At 53.9% G+C, this 22,476-nt stretch carries 18 protein-coding genes, 1 tRNA gene and 3 rRNA genes; 5 read left to right on the plus strand and 17 right to left on the minus strand.

Going from position 1 to position 22,476, the window contains the following annotated elements; translation table 11 throughout:
• Nucleotides 1–29: 29 nt before the first annotated feature.
• The 4 genes from MOQ06_RS01000 to rrf (MOQ06_RS01015) all read left to right on the plus strand — a co-directional run bounded on the left by MOQ06_RS01000 (nt 30) and on the right by rrf (MOQ06_RS01015) (nt 3,362).
• Nucleotides 30–2,933: ribosomal RNA gene (locus MOQ06_RS01000) — 23S ribosomal RNA — on the plus strand.
• A gap of 64 nt (nt 2,934–2,997) precedes the next feature.
• A 5S ribosomal RNA gene (gene rrf, locus MOQ06_RS01005) occupies nt 2,998–3,113 on the plus strand.
• 14 nt (nt 3,114–3,127) lie between these two features.
• A tRNA-Thr gene (locus tag MOQ06_RS01010) sits at nt 3,128–3,203 on the plus strand.
• 43 nt (nt 3,204–3,246) lie between these two features.
• A 5S ribosomal RNA gene (rrf, locus tag MOQ06_RS01015) occupies nt 3,247–3,362 on the plus strand.
• A gap of 325 nt (nt 3,363–3,687) precedes the next feature.
• Here rrf (MOQ06_RS01015) and MOQ06_RS01020 read toward each other — a convergent pair.
• From MOQ06_RS01020 to MOQ06_RS01030, 3 genes are all read right to left on the minus strand, one after another.
• A complete protein-coding gene (locus tag MOQ06_RS01020) occupies nt 3,688–3,909 on the minus strand; it encodes a lipoprotein (protein WP_006178893.1) in 222 nt (73 codons plus the stop codon).
• A 246-nt stretch (nt 3,910–4,155) separates the two neighbouring features.
• The gene (locus MOQ06_RS01025; protein ID WP_242170033.1) at nt 4,156–7,269 is read right to left on the minus strand and encodes an efflux RND transporter permease subunit; all 3,114 of its coding nucleotides are present in this window, start codon (nt 7,267–7,269) and stop codon (nt 4,156–4,158) included.
• An 11-nt stretch (nt 7,270–7,280) separates the two neighbouring features.
• A complete protein-coding gene (locus tag MOQ06_RS01030; protein WP_242170036.1) occupies nt 7,281–8,417 on the minus strand; it encodes an efflux RND transporter periplasmic adaptor subunit in 1,137 nt (378 codons plus the stop codon).
• Nucleotides 8,418–8,811: 394 nt separating this feature from the next.
• On the opposite strand from MOQ06_RS01030, the gene envR reads away from it, so the two are divergent.
• Entirely contained in the window at nt 8,812–9,459 is a 648-nt protein-coding gene (envR, locus tag MOQ06_RS01035) for an acrEF/envCD operon transcriptional regulator (protein ID WP_148422299.1), read from the plus strand.
• On the opposite strand, the gene MOQ06_RS01040 is transcribed toward envR, so the two are convergent.
• The 14 genes from MOQ06_RS01040 to MOQ06_RS01105 form a co-directional block, all read right to left on the minus strand.
• Nucleotides 9,454–11,538, minus strand: a complete 2,085-nt coding sequence (locus MOQ06_RS01040; RefSeq protein ID WP_242170039.1) for a bifunctional diguanylate cyclase/phosphodiesterase — start codon at nt 11,536–11,538, stop codon at nt 9,454–9,456. The genes envR and MOQ06_RS01040 overlap by 6 nt on opposite strands.
• Nucleotides 11,539–11,677: 139 nt before the next feature.
• The gene (locus tag MOQ06_RS01045) at nt 11,678–11,842 is read right to left on the minus strand and encodes a DUF2556 family protein (RefSeq protein ID WP_176609355.1); all 165 of its coding nucleotides are present in this window, start codon (nt 11,840–11,842) and stop codon (nt 11,678–11,680) included.
• Nucleotides 11,843–12,019: 177 nt separating this feature from the next.
• Nucleotides 12,020–12,316, minus strand: a complete 297-nt coding sequence (gene fis, locus MOQ06_RS01050) for a DNA-binding transcriptional regulator Fis (protein ID WP_000462905.1) — start codon at nt 12,314–12,316, stop codon at nt 12,020–12,022.
• A 23-nt stretch (nt 12,317–12,339) separates the two neighbouring features.
• Nucleotides 12,340–13,305, minus strand: coding sequence for a tRNA dihydrouridine synthase DusB (dusB, locus tag MOQ06_RS01055; protein ID WP_148422314.1), 966 nt, complete (start codon nt 13,303–13,305; stop codon nt 12,340–12,342).
• 329 nt (nt 13,306–13,634) lie between these two features.
• Nucleotides 13,635–14,375: a carbonic anhydrase family protein gene (locus tag MOQ06_RS01060; protein WP_148422316.1), complete on the minus strand. Its 741-nt coding sequence runs from the start codon at nt 14,373–14,375 to the stop codon at nt 13,635–13,637.
• Nucleotides 14,376–14,511: 136 nt separating this feature from the next.
• A complete protein-coding gene (gene prmA, locus MOQ06_RS01065) occupies nt 14,512–15,393 on the minus strand; it encodes a 50S ribosomal protein L11 methyltransferase (RefSeq protein ID WP_148422318.1) in 882 nt (293 codons plus the stop codon).
• 11 nt (nt 15,394–15,404) lie between these two features.
• Nucleotides 15,405–16,856 (minus strand): sodium/pantothenate symporter, encoded by a 1,452-nt coding sequence (panF, locus tag MOQ06_RS01070; RefSeq protein WP_148422350.1) that lies wholly within the window; start codon nt 16,854–16,856, stop codon nt 15,405–15,407.
• Nucleotides 16,846–17,088 (minus strand): YhdT family protein, encoded by a 243-nt coding sequence (locus MOQ06_RS01075; RefSeq protein WP_022649569.1) that lies wholly within the window; start codon nt 17,086–17,088, stop codon nt 16,846–16,848. The genes panF and MOQ06_RS01075 overlap by 11 nt, the downstream gene beginning before the upstream one ends.
• Before the next feature lie 108 nt (nt 17,089–17,196).
• Nucleotides 17,197–18,546, minus strand: a complete 1,350-nt coding sequence (accC, locus tag MOQ06_RS01080; protein ID WP_003860388.1) for an acetyl-CoA carboxylase biotin carboxylase subunit — start codon at nt 18,544–18,546, stop codon at nt 17,197–17,199.
• Nucleotides 18,547–18,556: 10 nt separating this feature from the next.
• Nucleotides 18,557–19,018, minus strand: a complete 462-nt coding sequence (gene accB, locus MOQ06_RS01085; protein ID WP_010436174.1) for an acetyl-CoA carboxylase biotin carboxyl carrier protein — start codon at nt 19,016–19,018, stop codon at nt 18,557–18,559.
• Between the two features lie 21 nt (nt 19,019–19,039).
• The gene (gene aroQ, locus MOQ06_RS01090; protein WP_242170042.1) at nt 19,040–19,492 is read right to left on the minus strand and encodes a type II 3-dehydroquinate dehydratase; all 453 of its coding nucleotides are present in this window, start codon (nt 19,490–19,492) and stop codon (nt 19,040–19,042) included.
• Nucleotides 19,493–19,725: 233 nt separating this feature from the next.
• Nucleotides 19,726–20,325 carry a protein-methionine-sulfoxide reductase heme-binding subunit MsrQ gene (msrQ, locus tag MOQ06_RS01095; RefSeq protein WP_176609358.1) on the minus strand — a complete coding sequence of 200 codons (600 nt, stop codon included), beginning with the start codon at nt 20,323–20,325 and terminating at the stop codon, nt 19,726–19,728.
• On the minus strand, nt 20,326–21,327 hold the full coding sequence (gene msrP, locus MOQ06_RS01100) for a protein-methionine-sulfoxide reductase catalytic subunit MsrP (RefSeq protein ID WP_148422323.1): 1,002 nt from the start codon (nt 21,325–21,327) through the stop codon (nt 20,326–20,328). It abuts the gene before it with no gap.
• Nucleotides 21,328–21,404: 77 nt separating this feature from the next.
• Nucleotides 21,405–22,379: an MDR family oxidoreductase gene (locus MOQ06_RS01105; RefSeq protein ID WP_148422324.1), complete on the minus strand. Its 975-nt coding sequence runs from the start codon at nt 22,377–22,379 to the stop codon at nt 21,405–21,407.
• Between the last annotated feature and the right edge of the window lie 97 nt (nt 22,380–22,476).

Raw genomic sequence — 22,476 nt, forward strand, 5'->3', positions numbered from 1 at the left:
GAATCGAAAGAAACATCTTCGGGTTGTGAGGTTAAGCGACTAAGCGTACACGGTGGATGCCCTGGCAGTCAGAGGCGATGAAGGACGTGCTAATCTGCGAAAAGCGCCGGCGAGGTGATATGAACCCTTGACCCGGCGATGTCCGAATGGGGAAACCCAGTGCAATCCGTTGCACTATCGTTAGCTGAATACATAGGCTAACGAGGCGAACCGGGGGAACTGAAACATCTAAGTACCCCGAGGAAAAGAAATCAACCGAGATTCCCCCAGTAGCGGCGAGCGAACGGGGAGCAGCCCGGAGTCTGAATCAGCTTGTGTGTTAGTGGAACGGTCTGGAAAGTCCGACGGTACAGGGTGATAGTCCCGTACACGAAAATGCACATGCTGTGAACTCGAAGAGTAGGGCGGGACACGTGGTATCCTGTCTGAATATGGGGGGACCATCCTCCAAGGCTAAATACTCCTGACTGACCGATAGTGAACCAGTACCGTGAGGGAAAGGCGAAAAGAACCCCGGCGAGGGGAGTGAAAAAGAACCTGAAACCGTGTACGTACAAGCAGTGGGAGCCTCTTTATGGGGTGACTGCGTACCTTTTGTATAATGGGTCAGCGACTTATATTCTGTAGCAAGGTTAACCGTATAGGGGAGCCGAAGGGAAACCGAGTCTTAACTGGGCGTTAAGTTGCAGGGTATAGACCCGAAACCCGGTGATCTAGCCATGGGCAGGTTGAAGGTTGGGTAACACTAACTGGAGGACCGAACCGACTAATGTTGAAAAATTAGCGGATGACCTGTGGCTGGGGGTGAAAGGCCAATCAAACCGGGAGATAGCTGGTTCTCCCCGAAAGCTATTTAGGTAGCGCCTCGTGAACTCATCTTCGGGGGTAGAGCACTGTTTCGGCTAGGGGGCCATCCCGGCTTACCAACCCGATGCAAACTACGAATACCGAAGAATGTTATCACGGGAGACACACGGCGGGTGCTAACGTCCGTCGTGAAGAGGGAAACAACCCAGACCGCCAGCTAAGGTCCCAAAGTCATGGTTAAGTGGGAAACGATGTGGGAAGGCACAGACAGCCAGGATGTTGGCTTAGAAGCAGCCATCATTTAAAGAAAGCGTAATAGCTCACTGGTCGAGTCGGCCTGCGCGGAAGATGTAACGGGGCTAAACCATGCACCGAAGCTGCGGCAGCGACACTATGTGTTGTTGGGTAGGGGAGCGTTCTGTAAGCCGTTGAAGGTGTGCTGTGAGGCATGCTGGAGGTATCAGAAGTGCGAATGCTGACATAAGTAACGATAAAGCGGGTGAAAAGCCCGCTCGCCGGAAGACCAAGGGTTCCTGTCCAACGTTAATCGGGGCAGGGTGAGTCGACCCCTAAGGCGAGGCCGAAAGGCGTAGTCGATGGGAAACAGGTTAATATTCCTGTACTTGGTGTTACTGCGAAGGGGGGACGGAGAAGGCTATGTTAGCCGGGCGACGGTTGTCCCGGTTTAAGCATGTAGGCGGAGGTTCCAGGTAAATCCGGTACCTTTTAACGCTGAGGTGTGACGACGAGGCACTACGGTGCTGAAGTAACAAATGCCCTGCTTCCAGGAAAAGCCTCTAAGCATCAGGTAACACGAAATCGTACCCCAAACCGACACAGGTGGTCAGGTAGAGAATACCAAGGCGCTTGAGAGAACTCGGGTGAAGGAACTAGGCAAAATGGTGCCGTAACTTCGGGAGAAGGCACGCTGATATGTAGGTGAAGCCCCTGCGGGTGGAGCTGAAATCAGTCGAAGATACCAGCTGGCTGCAACTGTTTATTAAAAACACAGCACTGTGCAAACACGAAAGTGGACGTATACGGTGTGACGCCTGCCCGGTGCCGGAAGGTTAATTGATGGGGTTAGCGGCAACGCGAAGCTCTTGATCGAAGCCCCGGTAAACGGCGGCCGTAACTATAACGGTCCTAAGGTAGCGAAATTCCTTGTCGGGTAAGTTCCGACCTGCACGAATGGCGTAATGATGGCCAGGCTGTCTCCACCCGAGACTCAGTGAAATTGAACTCGCTGTGAAGATGCAGTGTACCCGCGGCAAGACGGAAAGACCCCGTGAACCTTTACTATAGCTTGACACTGAACACTGGTCCTTGATGTGTAGGATAGGTGGGAGGCTTTGAAGCGTGGACGCCAGTCTGCGTGGAGCCGCCCTTGAAATACCACCCTTTAATGGCTGGTGTTCTAACGTAGACCCGTAATCCGGGTTGCGGACAGTGTCTGGTGGGTAGTTTGACTGGGGCGGTCTCCTCCCAAAGAGTAACGGAGGAGCACGAAGGTTGGCTAATCCTGGTCGGACATCAGGAGGTTAGTGCAATGGCATAAGCCAGCTTGACTGCGAGCGTGACGGCGCGAGCAGGTGCGAAAGCAGGTCATAGTGATCCGGTGGTTCTGAATGGAAGGGCCATCGCTCAACGGATAAAAGGTACTCCGGGGATAACAGGCTGATACCGCCCAAGAGTTCATATCGACGGCGGTGTTTGGCACCTCGATGTCGGCTCATCACATCCTGGGGCTGAAGTAGGTCCCAAGGGTATGGCTGTTCGCCATTTAAAGTGGTACGCGAGCTGGGTTTAGAACGTCGTGAGACAGTTCGGTCCCTATCTGCCGTGGGCGCTGGAGAATTGAGGGGGGCTGCTCCTAGTACGAGAGGACCGGAGTGGACGCATCACTGGTGTTCGGGTTGTCATGCCAATGGCACTGCCCGGTAGCTAAATGCGGAAGAGATAAGTGCTGAAAGCATCTAAGCACGAAACTTGCCCCGAGATGAGTTCTCCCTGACTCCTTGAGAGTCCTGAAGGAACGTTGAAGACGACGACGTTGATAGGTCGGGTGTGTAAGCGCAGCGATGCGTTGAGCTAACCGATACTAATGAACCGTGAGGCTTAACCTTACAACGCCGAAGATGTTTTGGCGAAGAGACAGATTTTCAGCCTGATACAGATTAACAGAATTTGCCTGGCGGCTTTAGCGCGGTGGTCCCACCTGACCCCATGCCGAACTCAGAAGTGAAACGCCGTAGCGCCGATGGTAGTGTGGGGTCTCCCCATGTGAGAGTAGGGAACTGCCAGGCATCAAATTTAGCGTGCTGATATGGCTCAGTTGGTAGAGCGCACCCTTGGTAAGGGTGAGGTCCCCAGTTCGACTCTGGGTATCAGCACCACTTTATACTTAGGTTAAAGTTCGGCAAGAAGTAAAAGAATTTGTCTGGCGGCTTTAGCGCGGTGGTCCCACCTGACCCCATGCCGAACTCAGAAGTGAAACGCCGTAGCGCCGATGGTAGTGTGGGGTCTCCCCATGTGAGAGTAGGGAACTGCCAGACATCAAACAAGTAGAAAGGCCATCCGAAAGGATGGCCTTTTTGCGTTATAGCTTCCGTTAATCAACCTCTTCCTCCTCTATTTACCCGCAATGTTAATACCGTGCGGGTGTATTAAAGCCTTTTAATCAGCCTGTATTGCAGAGATAAAATGCTGCACGTCAGCGCCCGGTGAACTGAATATCCAGGCGTGAGAATAAGGGGAGTGGTGGAAAATAATATAGGCTAAAGAATAGCGTTGATATCAGAAAAGCCCTGACGAAATACAGAAAACGAATACATCAGAAAAAATAAAAGCGCGGACATTGCCGCGCTTTTAAAGGCTGATTTATTTGGTCAAAGCGACAATACCCAGCGTCAGGCCTGCTATTGCAGCGGCGCCTCCGGCAATCGCACCTGCTGTTTCCCAGTTATCCTGGGTGGTGCCCTTCATACAGGTATTGGTGTGAACCAGTCGGCCCTGATCGTCGTATACCGGTACACATGGAGAGTCGTGCGCGCATCCAGCAAGTAGCGCAGCGAGAAGTGCAACGGAAATGAATCTTTTCATGATGTTACCTCAAAATAATCGCTTATTCGCTATAAAGCCGATGCGGCAATTAACGAACTGGTTGATATTTTACCACCGCAACAATCCCGCGCAGCACGGGGAATAATCTCAATTTGTGTGAATTGTAAAAATCATGGAGAAAAAAGAAGGATGGACATTATTAATGGAGGAAATGTGGAGAGGCGGTTTTTTTATTTCCAGAAAACAATGGAATAAAAAAGGCACCCGAGGTGCCTTTATCGTTTCTTAATCCCTGTGCTTTGTAAACCGTCTTCGGACTACTACAAAGAAAACAGGAACGAAGAATATAGCCAGCAACGTTGCTGACAACATTCCTCCCATAACGCCCGTCCCGACGGCATTTTGTGCACCGCTACCTGCACCACTACTGATTACCAGCGGCATAACGCCAAGGATAAATGCGAGAGAAGTCATCAGGATAGGCCGCAGACGCATCCGCGAGGCTTCCAGAGTAGCTTCAATAATCCCTTTACCCTCTTTATCCATCAGATCTTTGGCGAACTCCACGATCAAAATGGCGTTCTTGGCGGATAAGCCAATTGTCGTGAGCAGCCCAACCTGGAAGTAAACGTCATTGTTAAGGCCGCGCATGGAAGCCGCCAGAAGCGCACCAATTACCCCCAGGGGCACGACCAGCATAACCGAGAATGGAATTGACCAGCTTTCATAGAGCGCTGCCAGACACAGGAACACCACAATCAGTGAAATGGCGTACAGTGCCGGAGCCTGATTACCGGAGAGACGTTCCTGGTATGACATCCCCGTCCAGTCGTAACCGATGCCAGCAGGCAATTTCGACGCAAGGCTTTCCATCATTGCCATCGCCTCACCGGTACTTTTACCTGGCGCTGACTCACCGAGGATCTCCATAGATGGCATACCGTTGTAGCGCTCCAGACGCGGTGAACCGTAAATCCAGTGAGAGCTGCTGAAGGCGGAGAACGGCACCATTTCGCCGTTAGCGCTACGCACATACAGGCCGTTAATGTCTCCAGGCAACATGCGGAAGGGTGCATCAGCCTGAACGTAGACTTTTTTCACACGTCCGTGATCGATAAAGTCGTTTACATAGGTGCCACCCAGCGCGGTTGAAATCGTCTGATTGACGTCAGACACGCTCACCCCCAGCGCCTGTGCCTTCTCCTGGTCGACATCCAGCTTGAACTGTGGCGTATCTTCCAGGCCGTTAGGGCGAACGCGGACCAGTAATTCAGGATGTTCCCTCACCAGGCCAAGCAGCTGGTTACGCGCCTGCGTTAGCTGTGTATGCCCCAGGTTTGCCTGATCGATCAGTTCGAAATCGAAGCCAGTTGCGGTGCCCAGTTCAATAATAGCGGGCAGGTTAAACGGAAATACAAGGCCATCTTTAATCTGGCTGAACGCTTTCGTCGCGCGGCTGACGATGGCTCCAACGCCGTTTTCATGGCCCGGACGTTCTTCCCACGGCTTCAGACTGACAAACGCGATACCGGAGTTCTGGCCCTGACCGCTGAAGCTAAACCCGTTTACGGTAAAGACCGATTCGACGTTCGCTTTCTCTTTCGTCAGATAGTAGTCCTGAACCTGGTCGAGCACCTGCTGGGTACGCATCTGCGTCGCACCTGCCGGTAACTGAACCATCGTCATAAACACCCCCTGATCCTCTTCCGGCAGGAAGGAGGTAGGTAAGCGCAGGAACAGTACCGCCATGCCGCCGACTATGATGACGTACACCAGCAGATAGCGCCCGGTTTTACGTAATATGCCGCTCACGCTGTTGCTGTAGTGCTCCACGCTCTTATCAAAAAGCGCGTTAAACCAGCCGAAGAAACCACCTTTCTTTTCATGATGCTCGCTGGATATGGGTTTGAGCAGCGTTGCACAAAGGGCAGGGGTTAAAATCAATGCCACCAGTACCGACAAAGCCATTGCGGAGACGATAGTGAGTGAAAACTGGCGATAGATAGCCCCGGTTGAACCACCAAAAAACGCCATCGGTATAAACACCGCCGAAAGCACCATGGCTATGCCCACCAGAGCGCCCTGGATCTGCTCCATCGACTTCTGCGTCGCCTCTTTTGGCGGCAGCCCGTCTTCAACCATGACGCGCTCAACGTTCTCGACCACTACGATGGCATCATCGACCAGCAGGCCTATCGCCAGTACCATCCCGAACATCGTCAGCGTGTTAATGGAGAAGCCGAACGCAGCCAGTACCGCAAAAGTGCCAAGTAATACCACCGGCACGGCAATTGTCGGAATCAGGGTCGCCCGCAGATTTTGCAGGAACAGGTACATCACCAGGAACACGAGAACGATCGCTTCAAACAGCGTCTTCACCACTTCATGAATTGAAATCTTCACGAAGGGGGTAGTGTCGTATGGATAGACAACCTTCAGACCCTGAGGGAAGAAAGGCTGTAATTGCGCCAGTTTGCTCTTGATGGCGGCAGCGGTATCCAGCGCGTTTGCGCCCGTTGCCAGCTTGATCCCCAGTCCCGTTGCGGCCTGACCGTTAATTTTGGTGACCATGTTGTAGTTTTCGCCACCCAGCTCGATGCGGGCCACATCTTTCAGGTGGACCATTGAGCCGTCCTGGTTCACCTTCAGCGTGACCCGGCCAAACTCTTCCGGCGATTTCAGGCGCGTTTGAGCAATAATTGAGGCGTTGAGTTGCTGTCCAGGTATAGACGGCGTTCCCCCCAGCTGGCCCGCAGCAATCTGATCGTTCTGCGTTTTCAGCTGGTTAATGATATCCAGCGGCGTCAGCTGGTATTTATTCATCGCGTTGCTGTCCAGCCAGATGCGCATTGCATACTGCGCACCGAAAAGCTGCACGTCGCCAACCCCGGAAGTACGGCTAATTGCATCTTTTACGTTAGAGGCAACATAGTCGGAGATATCGTCCTGAGTGAGGCTTTTATTATCCGAAACGAAACCAGCCACCAGCAGGAAGCTGCTGCTGGATTTTTCCACGCCGATCCCCTGTTGCTGCACTTCTTGCGGCAGAAGCGGCATGGCGAGCTGAAGCTTGTTCTGAACCTGCACCTGCGCAATATCAGGATCCGTACCCGATTCGAATGTCAGGGTAATGGTGACGTTACCGGCAGAGTCGCTGGTAGATGACATGTACATCAGATTATCGATGCCGTTCATGTTCTGTTCGATAACCTGCGTCACGGTGTCCTGAACCGTCTGGGCATCAGCGCCAGGATAGGTGGCCGTCACGGCAACTGCCGGGGGGGCAATAGTGGGATATTGCGCGACAGGCAGCTGTAAGATGGCCAGCCCGCCCGCAATCATCAGAATGATGGCGAGTACCCAGGCGAAAACAGGCCGTTGAATAAAGAAAGTAGCCATGTCGTTATCCCTTAACTGGCCGGTGTGGCGGCGGTATCAGGAATAGCCACAACGGTGACGCCCGGGCGAACTTTTTGCAGGCCGCTGGTAATGACGCGGTCGCCGTTTTTCAGCCCCTCCGTCACCAGCCAGCGATCGCCAATGGCCTGCGGTGCAACAACAGTGCGAGGCTCCACCTGGTTTTTATCGTTTACCACAAGGACGGTTGCATCCCCGCGCGGTGTACGGGTTACGCCCTGCTGCGGAACAAGAATGGCGTTCGGCTGCGTACCTTCATCAATGCGCGCACGGACAAACATACCCGGTAACAGCATATGCTGCGGGTTCGGGAAGATGGCGCGAAGGGTAATGGAGCCGGTGCTTTCATCTACCGTGACATCCGAGAACTGTAGGGTTCCTTTCAGCGGATAAGGCTGGCCGTTTTCCATCAGCAACTCGACGCTGCTGGCGTCCCCCTTTTGCAGGCTTGTCTGCTTCAGACGCATAAAATCGCTGCTGGATTGCGTCACATCGACATAAATGGGATCGAGCTGCTGAACCGTTGCCAGCGCCGTCGACTGGCCGTTAGTGACCAGCGCCCCTTCGGTGACGCTGGATTTGCCAATACGTCCGTTGATTGGCGAGGAGACTTTCGTATAGGCAAGGTTGATCCGCGCGCTTTCAACGCCAGCCTTTGCGGCAACGACGCTCGCATCCGCCTGCCGGGCGGTTGCTACCGCCCGATCGTATTCCTGCTTGCTCACGTACTGCGTACCGACCAGCGGGACGTAGCGTTTTACCGTCAGATGGGCAATGTTTGCCGCCGCCTGCGCTTTTACCAGCTCACCTTTTGCGCTGTCATAGGCTGCCTGATAGGTAGCAGGATCGATTTGATAAAGGGATTCACCCGCTTTGACATCGCTGCCTTCGGTAAAATTACGGTGCAGAATGATACCACTAACCTGAGGACGAACCTCCGCAACGCGAAACGCGTCCGTTCTGCCCGGCAATTCGGTGGTTACCGCCAGTGGCGCGCTTTTAACAATATGAACACTGACCTGAGGAGCCTGGCGATGCTGCTGTGGATTTTCTTGTCCATCGCACCCGGCGAGCAGCGCGGCGCAGACAATTAAACCGGATAAGGGTAAGCGGCTGAAATAATTCGTCATTACTGTTCCTTAAATCACCCTTAAGCCGATACTGGCCGTGAATCGGTAAAAGGGCGTGAGGCAAAAATAAAATGTAGTGGCGTATAATAATGAGGGTAATTAATGTTTTTTAATTTATACGTGCTGAGAAAGGCATCGAAAAGTACAAGCGGCATCTGTTTGCGTGCATTCAACGCTATATTTCTGCCAGGGAAACCACAAAATTATTTTTGCTGGCTACATTTATATTTCTTATGAATTAAATGCGTTCAATTCATTTACCCGAATTATAAATTAAAGAGACTGACTTTTTTTGTGCAAACTCGATACGGACGATGGTGAATACTTTAATTTATACGGTCCATTTATTTTGATTTGTTGATGTATTAACCGCATGAGTAATGAGTAGCAGAGTATGGCGCGTAAAAAGAAAGAAGAGGCTCAAAAGACCCGTCAACAGCTGATTGAAGCCGCTATCGGGCTGTTTGCGGCGCGCGGCGTGGCTAACACCACGCTGACGGACATTGCCGATGCTGCGCGCCTGACTCGTGGGGCGGTTTACTGGCATTTTTCCAGTAAATCAGAAATATTTAACGCAATCTGGGAGCAACAATTACCGCTGCGCGAGGTTATTCGCGACAGGCTGTTACTGTCGGAAGGGGACGATCCGCTGTTAAAACTGCGTGAACAGTTCATCGTTACGCTACAGTATATTGCGCGGGAGCCTCGACAGTGCGCTCTTTTACAAATCCTGTATCATAAGTGTGAATTTCATGACGATATGATTTCAGAATATGAAATACGCAGGCGCATTGGGATAAACGACGATTTTCTTCGTACGAGACTGGAGCAATGCATTGCGGGGAACGCGATCTCCTCAGAGATAAATATCGATCTCACGCTGATTGTTTTTCACGGCTTTTTTAGTGGGATAATCAAAAACTGGTTAATGAACAGCAACAGTTTTAATCTGTACAAACAGGCGCCGGCGCTGGTGGATCATATTCTGGCGACGCTGCATATTACGCGGGTGCCGCCGATGCGTTACGATACAGCCTCATGACGGCATCCGGGGTGGCGACATGTCGCCGTGCCGGCACTGTTCCTCAATGGCTTGCGCGGTAATCGGTTTACCCAGCAGATAACCCTGAAGCGTATTACACCCCAGCTGTGTCAGAAATTGCTGCTGCGCCTCGGTTTCAATCCCTTCCGCTACAACCTTCAGGTTAAGCGTTTTTGCCAGGGCGACAATCGCCGAGACAATCGTCGCATCTTCGCTCTCTCCACTTAACTCTTTGACGAAAGCGCGGTCGATTTTCAGCTCACAGGCGGGGAGACGCTTAAGATAGAGAAGGCTTGAGTAGCCCGTTCCAAAATCATCTATCGACGCTTTGACGCCGGCATCCGTCAGCGCCGTCAGGAGGCGAACGCTTTCGTCCGGATTGCTCATCGCGGTGGTCTCGGTCACTTCCAGAATGAGCATGTCGGGCGGAACCTTATGGCGCGCCAGACAGTCGAGGACCGTTTTCACCAGCGACGGCTGTTCGAACTGCAGCGTTGAAAGATTCACCGCCATTGACCAGTCCGTATGACCCTGAAGATGCCATTCACGCAGCTGGCGGCAGGCCTCGTCGATAACCCAGTTACCCATCGGAATAATCAGCCCGGTTTTTTCCGCCAGCGGCAGAAACAGGTCGGGAGACAGTAAGCCCTGTTTTGGGTGCTGCCAGCGTAACAAGGCCTCAAATCCGAGAACCGGCCCGGCAGGAGCGTGGAATTTTGGCTGATAGAGCAGACGCAACTCGTTACGGGCGATGGCCTGCCACAGGTCATTCATCAGCTGAAGATGCGTCTGCGCCAGCGTATTCATCGACGGCTGGAAAAAGTGATAGCCGTTGCGGCCCATATGCTTCGTGTGATACATCGCAGCATCGGCGTTAAACATCAGTTCACGATCGGTTTTGCCATCGTGCGGATAAAGCGCGATGCCAATGCTCAGCGTGACCATCAGTTCGTAAGGATCGAGATGGAACGGGCTGTCAATGACGCGCACCAGCGAATTGGCCAGCGAGGCCGCATCGTCCGGGCTGCTGGTTTCGGCCAGCAGAACGAATTCATCCCCGCCAATACGCGCCAGCGTGTACTGGCCCTTTAGCTGCAACAGCAGACGCTGCGTCACCGCGACCAGAAGCTTGTCGCCGACGTCATGACCGTAGGCATCGTTAACGGTTTTAAAGCCGTCGAGATCCATAAACATCAGCGCGAAATGGTTTCCCTCGCGATCGGCCTTGCTGATGGCCTGATCGAGCCGATCCTCCAGCAGGACTCGATTGGGCAAGCGCGTCAGCGTGTCATGTAACGCCAGCTGCGCGAGTTCACGGTTAGCTTCTGCCAGTGAAGAGGCCAGCAGCGAAGTACGAGCCTGAAGGCGGGCATCGAACATCGACACCAGTAAAGTGATCCCCAGAATCGCGAGCGCGACCACGCTCACCAGTACCGCCAGCCAGCTACCGTTAATGCCGTGATGGTGAACCACCGTTGACATCGGAAATTGTGCGGCCTTCATGCCGGCGTAATGCATACCGGCGATGGCGATCCCCATGGCGATTGCCGCCCCCAGCCGCATCAATGCCATTCGCGCGGCTTCATGCCGTAAACGGAACGTCAGCCAGAGAGCGGCCAGTGACGCCGCCAGGGCAATAACCACGGATATGGCTACCCATGTTTTATCCCAGATAATATCCGGCGTGACGTTCAGTGCCGCCATGCCGGTGTAGTGCATAGCGACAATACCCGTTCCCATCACGGCTGCGCCGGGAAGCAGCCGGCGTAAACGCAGCTGCTCGCAGCTGACGAGCCACAGGGCGAACATTGACGAGCAGATGGCGATAACCATTGAGAACACGGTCAGGGCGACGCTGTAGCTCATGCTCATGGACAGGTCCATCGCCAGCATGCCGATGAAGTGCATTGCCCACACGCCAATACCCATCGAAACACCGCCACCCGCCAGCCAGACGCGTGCAGCCATTCCCCGGCTTCCGGCGACGCGCGCCGCCATATTCAGGGCGGTATAGGCAGCAAGTATGGCGACCACAAAGGAGATGGCTACAAGGATTTGGTTGTATTGGCTAACCAGCATGGTCTGTTCACTCGCTGAGGGACGTTAAGCATGAGCGGTCGGAAAGGGCACAGACATTATCATCGTCAGGAAATGACGAAAAGTGATTTAAACCCCTGTTTTTATTGGGTGTAAACAGGTTTCTAACCCGGTAGAGAAATTATTCCAGCTCTGAGCAGTTCACCAGTTTGAGCGGATTCACGGAGTTCATATTGCGACATTTATCGGTTTCGGTGCTCATCAGCTCAATCCACTGCATGAGCAGCGCATCGAAAATGAAAACAGAGACAGCAAAAACGACCAGCCACCAGTATTTACGAATCATGCGTCATTCCGGGAAAAGAGAGCTTTCAGGTGGTGGAAATATACACGAAAAGCGGACGTTGAAAAGTGGGGAAAGAGAAGGTTTACAAAGCGTTGACGCTTACGGTTCCGGGCGATAAAAAAGGCGCTTCCCCATGCCGAGTAGCGCCTTTTTAAACAAGCATTTAGCTAATCGAAATTAGTTCATGCCGTATTTTTTCAGTTTCTTACGCAGGGTACCACGGTTGATGCCCATCATTAGGGCAGCGCGGGTTTGATTACCACGGGTGTATTGCATCACCATGTCCAACAGTGGCTGTTCAACTTCAGCCAGTACCAGCTCATACAGGTCATTAACATCCTGACCGTTCAGTTGAGCAAAATAGTTCTTCAGTGCCTGTTTAACCGAGTCACGCAGGGGCTTTTGAGTTACCTGATCCTGAGAGTTAACGGTAGAAACGGTCAGTACGTCAGAATTTACGCGTTGTTCGAACATAGTTCTGTCAGCTCTTTATTTCATTACGCAAGATTTTCGAAGTATGCCTCCAACGCCTCCAGCTGTTCGCTGGCATCCTCAATGGCGTTGAATGTGCGCCGAAACTGGTCATCTGGAGCGTGCTCCTGGAGATACCAGGATACGTGTTTACGCGCAATTCGGTACCCTTTTGCCTGGCCGTAGTGGTCATGCAGTTCCCGAACATGCGAACAAAGCAAGCGCTTTACCTCTGCCAGAGGCAGCGGGGCAAGCAGCTCCCCAGTGTCCAGATAATGCTGGATTTCCCGAAAGATCCAGGGTCTTCCCTGAGCGGCACGTCCTATCATCAGAGCATCAGCTCCCGTATAGTCGAGCACAGCTCTGGCTTTAAGCGGGTCAGTAATGTCGCCATTCGCGATAATCGGAATGGAAACTTTCTGCTTAACTGCCCGAATGCTGTCGTATTCAGCTTCTCCGTTGAACAAACAGGCGCGAGTGCGTCCATGAATGGTCAGGGCCTGAATGCCACAGTCTTCGGCCAATTGGGCAATCTCTACACAGTTACGGTGTTCCGGCGACCAACCCGTGCGAATCTTCAACGTAACAGGAACGTCCACTGCGCTGACAACCGCCGTTAGGATTGACTTCACCTGATCGGGGTATTGCAGAAGGGCTGAACCTGCAAGCTTGCGATTCACCTTTTTGGCCGGGCAACCCATATTGATATCAATAATCTGGGCGCCACTTTCCACGTTAATACGCGCGGCATCTGCCATCTCTTCAGGCACGCTTCCGGCAATTTGCACGGTGCGGATACCTGGCTCATCAACGTGCACCATCCGAAGGCGGGACTTATCGCTTTCCCAAACCTGCGGGTTAGACGACATCATCTCGGAAACGGTCAGACCTGCTCCCATCTCGTAACACAGCGTCCTGAACGGCCGGTCGGTAATACCTGCCATTGGGGCTGCAATCAGGCGATTTCTGAGCTGGTGGTGTCCGATGCGCATGAGTTAAGAAATGACCATACTGTGACTGCAAGGCGGCGTATATTACGCATTTTTTGCACGAGATGAAAGGCCAAACTTTGAACAATCCTCTGTTGTAGATCAAGGAATCGCCAGTCAAACTTTTCGGATAGGATTATTCGCTATTTAAATCATTGTGTTATGAATAAATGAATATTTTATAGGCGCTTACAATTTCCCGTAACTTCTCATCATTTCTGAATAAATGAACCTCTTGTCCGGGATAATCTGCTGCTATATGCAGCAGATTATGGTGCTTCTTTGCGATCTACGTCGCATTTCAGCACAGGATATCAGGGCGAAAAATCGACCTATTCAACAACCACCCGGCCATGAAGCGGCTGCACCGGCCGGCTGTTTTCATGATGCAGGGTATGGGTGAATTTTTGCAGCTGTTCGGCAGAAACGGTCAGCGGGTGCTTGAGCACCAGCCACGTAACCCCTTCTGAGCAGGGTGGCGTGGTCAGAGAGCCGCTGAAGCGCCAGTAGGTTTTATCCGCAGGGAGTAATTTATTCATATCAAGGTGTGGCTTAATCGTGACGTTCTGGTCAACCTGTCCCGGCATCACGCCCCAGAGCTTATCCAGCTCGGGATTTGCGGCACCCCGATCGAACATAACGGCAACGACCGCCAGTTCGCCGTTGGCATTTTTGTGCACCAGATGCATTTCCATTGCGTATTTTTTTCCGTGCACCGTGTTTTCGGATGGTGCGTGGAAATGAAACTGCTGTAACGTCCAGGTCTGCTTATCAAGCGTGATGCTATCCCGCGTGTCCGCCTTTTCACTTGCCTGGATAGTATGGCCGTTATTCGTCAGGGTGATTGGGCCGTCAATGTAGCGCGTTTCCAGCGGAGCAATGTGGCCTTTTGTGGTGGTATCGATGTTTATGGGCGACTGGTACATTCCGCTTTTACACGTTCTGTACGCCTCGTCCAGCTCGCCCCAGTGCTCCGGTGCGGCTTCCCCCTGATAGCTCCAGTGTGATGCGTAAGCCGAAGCCGGGATCATGCTCAGCGCCAGCAGCGCTGCCTTGCCTGCAATGTGTTTCATCGTATTCTTCCTGTGAATTTTATTATTCAAATCGATGGATTCCGCCATGATTTGTAGGGGTATTTTATCGGGGAAGAGACAAGGGCGGGAGAAAAATCGTAGGGGAAAGGCGTGGTCAGAGGACCACGCCAGACGCTTATTTTTTACGACCGGTAATGCGGCACCACTCTTCTTTCTCGACCACCGGGTCGAGGGTAAAGCGATCCGCATAGGCTTCGCAGACGCTTTCTGCCTGGCTGGCAAGGATACCGGAAAGCCCCAGCAGGCCGCCCTCAACCGGCAGTACGCTGATTAACGGCGCCAGCTCGCGTAGCGGGCCAGCAAGGATGTTGGCGACCACCACATCGGCTTTCATGGCTTCTGGCTGCGCGTCGGGGAGGTACAGCTCAAGGCGATCGGAAACGCCGTTACGTTCGGCGTTATCGCGGCTGGCCTGAATGGCCTGCGGATCGATGTCGATCCCGATAGCTTTTGCGGCTCCCAGCTTCAGCGCCGCGATAGCGAGGATCCCGGATCCGCAACCGAAGTCGATCACGGTTTTGCCTTCCAGATCCAGACCATCCAGCCATTGCAGGCACAGGGACGTGGTCGGGTGAGTACCGGTTCCGAACGCCAGACCCGGATCCAGCATCACGTTGACCGCGTTTTCATCGGGAACGTCGCGCCAGCTTGGGCAGATCCACAGGCGCTTGCCAAACTGCATCGGATGGAAGTTATCCATCCACTCGCGCTCCCAGTCTTTGTCTTCGAGCTGTTCGATTTTATGCGCGAAGCCTGCGCCCAGCAGCGGATGGTTTTCCAGTATTGCCACCACCTCTTTCATGTCGGTTTCTGCATCAAACAGGCCGATAACGTCGGTATCGCCCCACAGGCGTGTTTCGCCCGGCAGCGGCTCAAAGACCGGCGTGTCATGCGTGTCCTGGAAGGTGATAGAGACCGAACCGGCCTCCATCAGCGCATCACTCAGTTCTTCGGCGTTGGCGCCGGTTGTGTTCAGTTTTAATTGGATCCACGGCATGGCAAAACTCTTTATTTATCAGTAGAAATCAGGACAGTTTGCGGAAGCGGGCGACCGAAACGGTTTCCCACCACAAACGCCAGTAAACTTAACAGTAACGAAGGCACAATGGGATGGAAGCCCAGGTACTGCACGTTAAGCGTGGCGAGAACGGCATACAGAACGCCCCCGACGATCATGCCGCTCAACGCGCCCGCGGCATTCGCTCGCTCCCAGTACAGGCCCAGCACCAGCGGCCACAGGAATACGGCTTCCAGCCCGCCAAAGGCGAGCAGGTTCAGCCAGATGATCATCTCCGGTGGACGCCACGCGGCGAGCAGCAGCAGCGCCCCGAGCGCCAGCGTAATGACGGCCGACATCCGCTTCAGACGTCGCTCATTCTCGACCTGCTCAGGGCGCAGGTTAAGATAGAGATCTTTAATGATCGTAGCGGAACTTTGCAGCAGCTGAGCGTTGATTGTCGACATAATAGCCGCCATCGGCGCGGCCAGGAAAATCCCGGCGGCAAACGGCGGAAGCACTTTCACCATCAGCGTCGGAATGACCAGATCCGGTACGGTAAGGTCAGGGATCACCGCCCGCCCCAGCGCGCCCGCCAGGTGCATGCCAAACATCAGGATCGCCACCACAATCGTTCCGATAATAATCCCCCGGTGTACGGCTTTGCTGTCTTTATAAGAGATGCAGCGCACGGCGGTATGCGGAAGGCCAATGACCCCAAAGCACACCAGCACCCAGAACGAGGTCATGAAGGTTGGGGAGAGGATATCATCCGCCCCCTGCGGCGAGATCAGTTTCGGGTCGATCGCTTCCAGGGTTTCAACCGCATGGCTCAGGCCACCTGCGGCATGAACGATGCCCACCAGCAGAACGATGGTGCCAATGAGCATGACCATTCCCTGCATGGTGTCGTTCAGCACGCTGGCGCGGAACCCGCCAAACGCGGTATACAGCGCGATGCTGACGCCGAAGATAATCAGGCCCGTCTCGTAGGGGATCCCGGCCGCCGTCTCCAGCAGACGCGCGCCGCCGATAAACTGCACCGTCATTGCCCCAATAAAAGCCACCAGCAGGCTCAGGCTTGCCAGCCATACCAGCAAGCGGCTCTGATAGCGGGCAAACAGCATATCGTTCAGCGTCACGGCATTGTAGCGGCGCGCCAGAATGGCAAACTTTTTACCCAGTATGCCAAGAGAGAGCCAGATGGCGGGAAGCTGGATCATTGCCAACAGTACCCAGCCCAGACCGTACTTATAGGCGGCTCCGGGGCCACCGATAAACGAGCTGGCGCTGATGTAGGTAGCGGTCAGCGTCATGGCCAGCACCACGCCACCCATCGAGCGGCTGCCGAGAAAATACTCGTTCAGGAAGGTGCCGGTCGAGCGTTTACGCATCGCATAAACCGACAGGCCAAACACCAGGAACAGGTAAGCGATAAGGGGCAGAATGACTTCAAGCTGCATCATCGTCCTCCAGTGAAATATCGCGATAGATGAATTTCACCATCGCCCAGCACAGCACGATAAACACCAGCGGCAGCAGCAGGCAGGCCATTTCGAACCAGTGCGGGAGGCCGGTTATGCCGATAGCGGAATCAGGTAAGTAAGCAGTTACTAACCATGCAGCAAGATAGAGAAGGGTCAGCCACAGCGCCCAGCGCGCTTCTTTATGGGCCTGAACAAAACGTTTGTCCATTTTTTGTCCCTTGTGGATGAAGAAAGCGGGGATTGTACATGATGGGGCCTGGCGATCCCCAGAAATAAAAAAGGCCGGATTATCCGGCCTTTTAGCAACACAGCTCTCTTACTTCTCGTTCAGACCCAGTTTTTTCTCCAGGTAGTGGATGTTAGTCCCACCATTCTGGAAGTGCTCGTCGCTCATAATGCGCATCTGAAGATCGACGTTGGTTTTAATACCGTCGATGATCAGCTCCTGCAGGGCGTTTTTCATGCGGGCGATTGCCACGTCACGGTTTTCGCCGTAGCAGATAAGCTTACCGATCATTGAGTCATAGTACGGCGGTACGGTGTAACCGGCGTAGATATGGGACTCCCAGCGCACGCCAAAGCCACCCGGCGCGTGGAAACGCGTGATTTTACCCGGGCTTGGCAGGAAGGTATTCGGGTCTTCGGCGTTGATACGGCATTCAACCGCATGGCCTTTCACCACAACTTCTTCCTGTTTGATGGACAGAGGCTGGCCGGCTGCGATACGCAGCTGTTCTTTGATCAGGTCAACGCCGGTGATCATTTCGGTAACCGGGTGTTCAACCTGAATACGGGTGTTCATCTCAATGAAGTAGAACTCACCGTTTTCGAACAGGAACTCAAAGGTACCCGCCCCGCGATAGCCGATATCAACACACGCTTTGGCGCAACGCTCGCCGATGTAGCGACGCAGTTCCGGGGTAATGCCCGGCGCTGGCGCTTCTTCGACGACTTTCTGGTGACGGCGCTGCATGGAGCAGTCACGTTCTGCCAGATAGATCGCGTTACCCTGACCGTCAGCCAGCACCTGAATTTCGATGTGGCGTGGGTTTTCCAGGTATTTTTCCATGTACACCATGTCATTGCTGAAAGCCGCTTTCGCTTCCGCTTTGGTCATAGAGATGGACTGCGCCAGTTCAGCATCGCTGCGCACAACGCGCATACCGCGACCGCCGCCGCCGCCGGACGCTTTGATGATCACCGGATAGCCAATGCGTTTAGCATGGGCACGGTTAGCATCCATATCGTCGGTCAGAGGGCCGTCAGAACCTGGTACGGTTGGAACACCGGCTTTTTTCATTGCGGTGATTGCAGACACTTTGTCACCCATCAGGCGAATAGTGTCGGCTTTCGGGCCGATGAAGATAAAGCCAGAACGTTCAACCTGCTCGGCAAAGTTGGCGTTCTCTGAGAGGAAACCATAACCCGGGTGAATCGCGACCGCGCCAGTAATTTCGGCGGCGCTGATGATCGCCGGGATGTTCAGATAGCTTTTTACGGACGGAGCCGGGCCAATACAGACCGTCTCATCCGCCAGCAATACGTGTTTTAAATCGCGATCCGCGCTTGAGTGCACGGCCACGGTCTTGATGCCCAGTTCTTTACAGGCACGAAGAATACGCAGTGCAATCTCGCCACGGTTGGCGATAACAATTTTATCCAGCATGTTCGCCTCGTTACTCGATGACGACCAGCGGCTCGTCAAATTCTACCGGCTGACCACTTTCGACCAGGATCGCTTTCACAGTACCTGATTTGTCTGCTTCGATCTGGTTCATCATTTTCATGGCTTCAACGATGCACAGGGTATCGCCTACGTTGACTTTCTGACCCACTTCGATGAACGCTTTCGCGTCCGGGCTCGGGGTGCGGTAGAAAGTACCAACCATTGGGGAACGTACGATGTGACCACTGATTTCTGCTGCAGCCGCAGGTGCCGCTTCTGCTGCTGGTGCGACGGCTGCGGAGAGCGCAGGCTGTTGCACTGGCGCAGCATAGGCTTGCTGCATTACCGGGAAGCTAGCGGCTGGGGCTGCACGACTGATGCGTACAGACTCTTCGCCTTCAGAAATTTCCAGTTCGGAGATGCCTGATTCTTCAACCAGCTCGATCAGTTTTTTAATCTTACGAATATCCATGAGTGGGTTCCGTACTCTTGTTTAGTGTGATTGTGACAAGCGTTTTACCGCTGTCTGTAAAGCGTATGAATAGCCGTCTGCACCCAGCCCACAGATAACGCCAGCGGCGATATCCGACAGGTAAGAATGGTGGCGGAACGGCTCTCGGGCGTGCACGTTGCTCAGGTGGATCTCGATAAACGGGATACTCACCGCGAGCAGTGCGTCGCGAATAGCTACACTGGTGTGCGTAAACGCGGCCGGATTGATCAGGATATAGTCCACAGTGTCTTTAGCCTGATGAATACGGTCGATGATTGCGTACTCCGCATTTGACTGAAAATGGTCCAAATCCACATTCAGCGATCCTGCTTCCGTATCCAGACGGTTAACAATTTCGCCTAATGTTAGCGTGCCATACTTCTCTGGCTCACGGGTGCCGAGCATGTTCAGGTTCGGTCCGTTCAAAACTAAGATTCGGAATTTCTCCGTCATTGTGTCGCTATCTCCTGCGATTCTCGGGTAAAAACCAAAATATACCTTCGAAACGCGAAAGTCACCTGATGACTTTCCTAAAATTCATTCAGGAAAACCAAAGTCGCACATTATAACGATTTCGTAGCATTTGGCAGCTAAATACTGGTCTTATCAGGGAAGATTATCAACCGCTATCCGAAAAAGATTCGCGGTTGATAAATAATCTGCGGGAAAACGCACAGTTTCGCGAACTATCGCAGCCACTGGCGGAACTTCTTGTAACGCCACGCTAAAAGGGCCAGTGCCAGCAGGGCGTAGATGACCGGTTGAGGGGATAAAATCTTCACCGACCACAGGTAATGAATGGGGGCGAGGATCGCGACAAGATAGACGAAATTATGCAATAGCTGCCAGCGCCTGCCCAGCTTTCGCTGCGCATATTGCGTTGAGGTCAGCGCCAGCGCCAGTAAAACCAGCCAGCTGACAACGCCGAGCGTCAGATACGGACGCGTAATCAGCTCGCTGCCTAACAGTGCCAGATTATTAATGCCCAGTTCCAGCAGCGCATAGCTGGTAAGGTGCAGCGTCGCCCAGGCAAAACACCATAGCCCCAGTAACCGGCGAGTGCGTATCAATAATGGCTGTTTAGCGTAACGCGCCAGCGGCGAGACGAGCAAGGATGCCAGCAAAAATTTCAGAGCCATCCGACCCGTAAAATGCTGGATATCTTTTGCCGGATCGGCACTGAACTGCCCCTGACTGGCTGCCCAAAAGAGCCAGAGAAAGGGCAGCAACCCCGCCAGATGCAGGAGCACTTTCAGCCAGGTTATCTGTTTTGCAGTCAAACGCACCTAGAAGTTCTCCCGTAAATTCAGCCCACGGTAAAGCGACGCGACGTCATCCGCATAGCCGTTAAACAGCAGGGTTGGCTGGCGCTTAACGTCCAGCGCGCCGCCGGAACCGATAAAACGCTCCGTCGCCTGCGACCAGCGCGGATGGTCAACGTGCGGATTAACGTTGGCAAAAAAACCGTACTCGTTGGGCGCCGCCAGGTTCCACGTGGTTGGCGGGCGTTCGCGGGTGAGCTTGATGCTGACGATCGACTTAATGCCTTTGAAACCGTATTTCCACGGTACGGTTAAGCGAATGGGGGCCCCGTTTTGCGGGGGCAGGGCTTTACCGTAAACCCCTACGGTTAACAGCGTTAGCGGATGCATGGCTTCGTCGAGACGTAACCCTTCCACATAGGGATATTCCAGCCCGCCGCCGATAAACCGATCTTTCTGGCCCGGCATCTCGTCCGGAGCGTAGCGCGTCTGGAAGGAGACATATTTCGCATTGCTGGTGGGCTCAACCAGCGCCAGCAGTTTATGCAAAGGGAAGCCAACCCAGGGCACCACCATTGACCAGGCCTCCACGCAGCGCATACGGTAAATGCGTTCTTCGAGGGGAAAGCGGGTGGTGAGGTCGTGATGATCGAGGGTCAGCGGCTTTGCCACCTCGCCGTCAATTTTGAGGGTCCACGGATCGGTTTTCATGCTGCCCGCGTTGGCGGCCGGATCGGCCTTATCGAGACCAAATTCATAAAAGTTGTTATAGCCGGTGACCTTATCTTCCGGCGTCAGCGTCAGCTTATTTTGCCACCGGGCGGGTTTGGTGAAGTCGAGCGGTGCGCCGGAGGGTGCTTTCGGACGATCGTTGCCCTTAAACCAGTCGAGCAGGTCGGCGTGGGCCGCAGGCGTAAGCGTCAGGGCGGTAGCGCTGATGCCAAGCATCTTCAGGATCTGGCGGCGCTGTAGCATAAAGACAGATTCAGACGTTACGTCGGCTTCCGTCAGTTTTCGGGTTTTCATGGCATCCTCCGTCGGGCGTTTTTCTAAGCATGACGGAGGAGGCGGTTTAGCGCGAATATGTCACGAAAATTTGAAGATTAGGCAATTTTGACCAGCGCGCGGCCGTGGAACTGGTTGTCCATGATTTTATTCGCGAACTCCGGCGCCTGGCTCAGGGTAATCTCGGTGGCGCTCCGATCGTAGAACGAGGCCGGCAGATCCTGCGCCAGACGCTCCCAGGCTTCCGCGCGCCGCTCGGCTGGAGTCATAACCGAATCGACGCCCTGAAGACGCACGTTACGCAGGATAAATGGCATTACCGTTGTCGGCAGAGCAAAGCCGCCCGCCAGCCCACAGGCTGCCACGCAGCCGCCATAGTTCATCTGTGCCAGCACCTTCGCCAGGACTTTGTCACCGACGGTATCAACCGCTCCCGCCCAAACCTGCTTTTCCAGCGGGCGCGTTTCGGCAAACTCGTCGCGGCCGAGGATGCGGCTTGCGCCCAGCTGGCGCAGATAGTCGTGGGTACTTTCGCGGCCAGAGACGGCGGCGACCTGATATCCCAGCTTGTGAAGAAGAGTGACGGCCGTGCTGCCCACGCCGCCGCTGGCGCCGGTCACGACAATTTCGCCGGATTCAGGGCGGATCCCCGCCTCTTCCAGCGCCATCACGCAGAGCATGGCGGTAAAGCCAGCCGTGCCGACGATCATCGCTTTGCGGCCATCCATACCTTTCGGCATGGGTACCAGCCAGTCGCCCTTCACGCGAGCCCGTGCCGCCAGCCCGCCCCAGTGGTTTTCACCCACGCCCCAGCCGGTGAGCAATACCTCCTGCCCGGCATGAAAACGCGGATCTTCACTCGCGTGCACGCGGCCCGCAAAATCGATGCCCGGCACCATCGGGAAATTTCGGATGATTTTACCTTTTCCCGTGATGGCCAGCGCGTCCTTATAGTTCAGGCTGGACCAGTCGATATCAACGGTCACGTCGCCTTCCGGCAGGCGGCTCTCCTCGATAGCTTGTACCGAGGCAACGGTTTTGCCGTCCTGCTGTTCTAAGATCAAAGCCTGCATAGGGGGTCCTCACCAGGTTTAGTAATGGGAAAATATGTTCCGAAGACTATACTCGCTCAATGAAACTCAGTGCCGATTTAACGCAATAAATTGCCAG

The organism is Enterobacter sp. I4 (assembly GCF_022669095.1).
Taxonomy (GTDB): Bacteria; Pseudomonadota; Gammaproteobacteria; order Enterobacterales; family Enterobacteriaceae; genus Enterobacter; species Enterobacter pasteurii.

Bases quoted from the DNA above. Each gene is read 5' to 3' on its own strand.
- MOQ06_RS01020 (WP_006178893.1), bottom strand. From the start codon at position 3,909: ATGAAAAGATTCATTTCCGTTGCACTTCTCGCTGCGCTACTTGCTGGA.
- MOQ06_RS01025 (WP_242170033.1), bottom strand. From the start codon at position 7,269: ATGGCTACTTTCTTTATTCAACGGCCTGTTTTCGCCTGGGTACTCGCC.
- MOQ06_RS01030 (WP_242170036.1), bottom strand. From the start codon at position 8,417: ATGACGAATTATTTCAGCCGCTTACCCTTATCCGGTTTAATTGTCTGC.
- envR (WP_148422299.1), top strand. From the start codon at position 8,812: ATGGCGCGTAAAAAGAAAGAAGAGGCTCAAAAGACCCGTCAACAGCTG.
- MOQ06_RS01040 (WP_242170039.1), bottom strand. From the start codon at position 11,538: ATGCTGGTTAGCCAATACAACCAAATCCTTGTAGCCATCTCCTTTGTG.
- MOQ06_RS01045 (WP_176609355.1), bottom strand. From the start codon at position 11,842: ATGATTCGTAAATACTGGTGGCTGGTCGTTTTTGCTGTCTCTGTTTTC.
- fis (WP_000462905.1), bottom strand. From the start codon at position 12,316: ATGTTCGAACAACGCGTAAATTCTGACGTACTGACCGTTTCTACCGTT.
- dusB (WP_148422314.1), bottom strand. From the start codon at position 13,305: ATGCGCATCGGACACCACCAGCTCAGAAATCGCCTGATTGCAGCCCCA.
- MOQ06_RS01060 (WP_148422316.1), bottom strand. From the start codon at position 14,375: ATGAAACACATTGCAGGCAAGGCAGCGCTGCTGGCGCTGAGCATGATC.
- prmA (WP_148422318.1), bottom strand. From the start codon at position 15,393: ATGCCGTGGATCCAATTAAAACTGAACACAACCGGCGCCAACGCCGAA.
- panF (WP_148422350.1), bottom strand. From the start codon at position 16,856: ATGCAGCTTGAAGTCATTCTGCCCCTTATCGCTTACCTGTTCCTGGTG.
- MOQ06_RS01075 (WP_022649569.1), bottom strand. From the start codon at position 17,088: ATGGACAAACGTTTTGTTCAGGCCCATAAAGAAGCGCGCTGGGCGCTG.
- accC (WP_003860388.1), bottom strand. From the start codon at position 18,546: ATGCTGGATAAAATTGTTATCGCCAACCGTGGCGAGATTGCACTGCGT.
- accB (WP_010436174.1), bottom strand. From the start codon at position 19,018: ATGGATATTCGTAAGATTAAAAAACTGATCGAGCTGGTTGAAGAATCA.
- aroQ (WP_242170042.1), bottom strand. From the start codon at position 19,492: ATGACGGAGAAATTCCGAATCTTAGTTTTGAACGGACCGAACCTGAAC.
- msrP (WP_148422323.1), bottom strand. From the start codon at position 21,327: ATGAAAACCCGAAAACTGACGGAAGCCGACGTAACGTCTGAATCTGTC.
- MOQ06_RS01105 (WP_148422324.1), bottom strand. From the start codon at position 22,379: ATGCAGGCTTTGATCTTAGAACAGCAGGACGGCAAAACCGTTGCCTCG.